This window comes from Wenyingzhuangia sp., assembly GCF_039768515.1.
GTDB lineage: Bacteria > Bacteroidota > Bacteroidia > Flavobacteriales > Flavobacteriaceae > Wenyingzhuangia.
This window is the reverse complement of sequence record NZ_JBDNAI010000134.1, coordinates 1-3,790: the sequence shown is the minus strand read 5'-3', so window position 1 is coordinate 3,790 and position 3,790 is coordinate 1. Positions and strand designations below refer to the sequence as shown.

Genomic DNA, 3,790 nt, shown 5'->3' with positions numbered 1-3,790 from the left:
TAGATGTAAACGACCTTTCGACTTTGGTCAAACAATTAAAGAATAAAAATGTGTGAAGTATTTCAAGAATATCAACTAAGTCTTTGTTCAGACCCTATTGACAAAACAAGACCTTACTGGGTTTTAAGTACTGGGGTCTCAAATAAAAAGGAAGTGAACAACACAATCACGACTGAAGCATTGAATGTTTATTCTGATGAGGAAGTACTCAGAGAAATCGCTGAAGACAGATGGTTGGAAAATTTAAATTCTACAGCCATATTTGGTTTTACATATGATCCTAAGGCACATGATGTTTTGACATTGTACGAGGGAAAGTTTACCCATCAATTTATTTATTCCTTGGATAGAGATCATCTTGGTTGGAGGGTTTTTGGCAAACATCCTTTTGAACATGATCAACATCTTTTCAAACTTCGAGAACGCCATAAGGGGATAGTTGAAAACAGCATATAATACACCCTTCTTCTTATTGAACTAATTTTTCAATGCGTTGCAAAATGTTTCCTACAGGTTCTAGATGATCAAACCACAAAGTGTTTTCGTCTTTTTTGAACCAAGTCAGTTGTCTTTTGGCAAAGCGTCTTGAGTTCTTTTTGATTTCTGAAACTGAAAATTCAAAATCTATCTTACCTTCTAGGTAACTGAATATTTCTCTATAACCAACAGTATTTAAAGCATTTAGTTGTCTTTGATTATAAAGTGATTGAACTTCTTTTAGTAAGCCTTTCTCTATCATGAGATCCACTCTACGATTGATTCGATCATAAATAATAGCTCTATCGGCCTTCAGTCCAATTTTGATAGGTGTAAAGTTTCTAGGAGATTTGGGTTTGTTTTTAAAAGAACTATAAGTTTGTCCGCTCCCGATACAAACTTCTAAAGCTCTGATGAGACGGTGTGGGTTATCAATAGCAATGTCTTGATAAGTTTCTGGATCTAGTTCTTTTAATTGATGTTGTAAACTAGAAAGCCCTTCTTTTTCTAATCGAGTATTGAGTTCAACTCTCACAGCGGGGTCAACGGTAGGGAAGTAATCCAATCCGTTAATCACTGCATCGACATACAAACCACTTCCACCCACCATAATCACAATATTGTTGGTGACAAAAAGCTCGTTTATTTTGTCAATAGCTTCTCGCTCAAAATGTCCTACACTGTAGTTTTCCTGAATACTTTTGTTTTGAATAAAATAATGCGGAGCTGCAGCCAGTTCTTCAGGTTCTGGTACAGCAGTACCAATAGACATTTCTTTAAAAAATTGTCTAGAATCACAAGAGATGATTGCTGCTTTAAAATGCTGAGCAAGTTTTATGCTCAATGCCGTTTTTCCAATGGCTGTAGGGCCAACAACTGTAATTAGGTAGTTCATTTTTATAAATGTTCTCTACATTGATGGCAAAATTTAGCGGTATCGCTGTGGTTTTGTTCATTGCAATGTTTACAAACTTGTGTGTTGATTTTTTGATTTTTTACTCCGTTGTATTCTGAGGACACAATTCCTGTGGGTACTGCAATAATTCCATAACCCATAATCATCACAAGGGTGGCTAGAAACTGACCTAAGGCAGTAACTGGTGCAATGTCTCCATAGCCTACAGTAGTCATGGTTACAACAACCCAATATACTCCTCTTGGAATACTGGTAAATCCACTTTCTGAATTTCCCTCAATCAGATACATGAGGGTACCCAGTACAATAGAAAGCACAACAACAGCAAAGACAAAAACCCCAATTTTGGCTCTACTCGCTTTGATGGCTTTCATCAAATCATTAGAAGCGCCAATGTATCTTGCTAATTTTAAAATGGTAAAAACCCTCAACAATCTTAGCGCTCTCAAAATCAATAAGGCCTCAGTTTTACCGATAAACAAGCCCAGATACTTGGGTAGTGTAGCAGCCAAATCAATCAATCCGTAAGGACTAAGTATGTATTTTAACGGTTGCTTTACAGTATAAACCCGTAAGCTGTATTCTATGGTAAACAACACGGTAATGATCCATTCCACAGCAGAAAAGTAATCCCCATAAATGAGGTGCAAATGCTCAACACTTTCTAGCATTACCACTAGAACGCTAATCAAAATGAGTACCAATAAAACGACGTCAAATAATTTACCGGCAGGGGTATCTGCCTCGTAAATAATTTCGTGTAATCGTTCTTTTCTGTTTTTTGTAGGGTTCTTACGATTCAAAACGAACGATTTTTTTAAATTTACCTCCTTCTAAATATTTCTTAACTTCCTGTCTGTTGAACAGGTTGTCTTCCATAGGAGAAATGAGGTTTCTAACAATATCTATATGAGTGATTTGGTAGGCCAATTCTACATAGCCATATCCTTTTAAAGCTCCATTTTCTATGAGGAAAATTGATTTTTCTGCGGTTCCTCTACCGTGGTCAATCAACAGTGCGTTTTCGGTATTGAACACAGTCGGTGGTATATTTTTTTTAGCTATGCTATTGTATTTGTACTGATGCTTGACCATGGCTTCATGGCACTTTACGCTAGCAATCAACAGACTTCCTGTTTCTTCATAACTAATGTCATGAATCTTTTTTTGAAGTGATTTTGAACGGTTAGATTTACGCATCAACAATTGGTTGACCCCAGTTCTCATGTTTCTGTTTTTTCCAATATAAATGACCTCTCCCTGTTGATCATGAATATAAAAGACTCCTGTTTTTCTTGGAGATTTGTCTAACAGTTTTTGAAAGTGATTGCTGAGTTTGCTTTTTGTTTTGCCCTCGGCTTTGATGTTGGTTTTGATGATTTCTTTGTCTATATCTTTATTAAGAAGCATCTTAAAAAGTTTTACCGTAGCCACAGCATCTCCGTTGGCCCTGTGTCTTTCGCTCATCGGTATTCCAAGACTTTTACAAAGCTTTCCTAGACTATAAGAATCCTGATCTGGAATTAATTTTCTACTCAATTCTACGGTGCACAAGGTATCTTTTACAAAAGCATAGCCGAGGCGTTTGAATTCATTGCCAAGAATTCTATAATCAAAACTAGCGTTGTGAGCGACCACTACACAACCTTCAGTGATATCAATGATTTTTTTTGCGATTTCATAAAACTTTGGAGCCTTCACCAACATCTTATTGTTGATTCCAGTTAATTGAACCACAAAGGGTTGGATGGGTATTTCAGGGTTGACCAAAGTGATAAATGAGTCTACTACTTTTTTACCATCAAATTTATGAATGGCAATTTCTGTCATGCCTTCTTCATTAAATTTTCCTCCAGTGGTTTCGATGTCTAGGATAGCGTACATGAAATAAATTGACAGTTAATGTTCTGATTTCTTTATGATTTCACAAATATAACATATCCAAGTTGATTGGTGTAAGGTAGAAGAGTACTATTTGGTATTCTAGTTAGATATAGGGTCAAACCTTTGTCTTTTTGAAACCAACTCGTTTGAGAATTATACTTAACTGTGGCAGTTTTAACGGTTTCTTAATTCTCCCTAAACATAAAATATCCTCAACTTTTGGTTGAGGATATTTATTATTGTTTGGTAAAAAATAACATTTTATTCTTTCACAAAACGCCACTGATTTTTTTGTTGGCCTATGTGGGTTTCTAGAACATAAACCCCTGGGGCAAGTGGAGATACGTTGATCACATGTTTTGTTCCTGAACAAGTAGTGGACTGTACTCGTTTTCCTGTGAGGTCATAGACCACATAGTCTAGTTCTTTTGCCGTGTTGTGGTCCAAGTGCAACAGCTCACTTGTTGGGTTTGGGTACAGCATCCCTTTTTGTTTAGAAGATATTTGCAGGGG

General features: G+C 36.4%; 5 protein-coding genes. 1 reads left to right on the top strand and 4 read right to left on the bottom strand.

Annotated elements, in window-relative coordinates; all coding sequences use genetic code 11:
- The first annotated feature begins 48 nt into the window (after nt 1-48).
- On the top strand, nt 49-456 hold the full coding sequence (locus ABF281_RS08535) for a hypothetical protein (protein ID WP_347181256.1): 408 nt from the start codon (nt 49-51) through the stop codon (nt 454-456).
- Nucleotides 457-469: 13 nt separating this feature from the next.
- Here the strand turns inward: ABF281_RS08535 and miaA are convergent, their stop codons facing one another.
- From miaA to ABF281_RS08515, 4 genes are all read right to left on the bottom strand, one after another.
- Entirely contained in the window at nt 470-1,372 is a 903-nt protein-coding gene (gene miaA, locus ABF281_RS08530; RefSeq protein ID WP_347181255.1) for a tRNA (adenosine(37)-N6)-dimethylallyltransferase MiaA, read from the bottom strand.
- Nucleotides 1,373-1,374: 2 nt separating this feature from the next.
- Entirely contained in the window at nt 1,375-2,196 is an 822-nt protein-coding gene (locus ABF281_RS08525; RefSeq protein WP_347181254.1) for an ion transporter, read from the bottom strand.
- On the bottom strand, nt 2,186-3,277 hold the full coding sequence (locus ABF281_RS08520) for an exonuclease domain-containing protein (RefSeq protein WP_347181253.1): 1,092 nt from the start codon (nt 3,275-3,277) through the stop codon (nt 2,186-2,188). The genes ABF281_RS08525 and ABF281_RS08520 overlap by 11 nt, the downstream gene beginning before the upstream one ends.
- A 261-nt stretch (nt 3,278-3,538) precedes the next feature.
- On the bottom strand, nt 3,539-3,790 hold a 252-nt coding region (locus ABF281_RS08515; protein ID WP_347181252.1), incomplete at its 5' end, for a T9SS type A sorting domain-containing protein.

Coding starts and splice junctions, on each gene's coding strand:
- ABF281_RS08535 (WP_347181256.1), top strand. CDS start 49: ATGTGTGAAGTATTTCAAGAATATCAACTAAGTCTTTGTTCAGACCCT.
- miaA (WP_347181255.1), bottom strand. CDS start 1,372: ATGAACTACCTAATTACAGTTGTTGGCCCTACAGCCATTGGAAAAACG.
- ABF281_RS08520 (WP_347181253.1), bottom strand. CDS start 3,277: ATGTACGCTATCCTAGACATCGAAACCACTGGAGGAAAATTTAATGAA.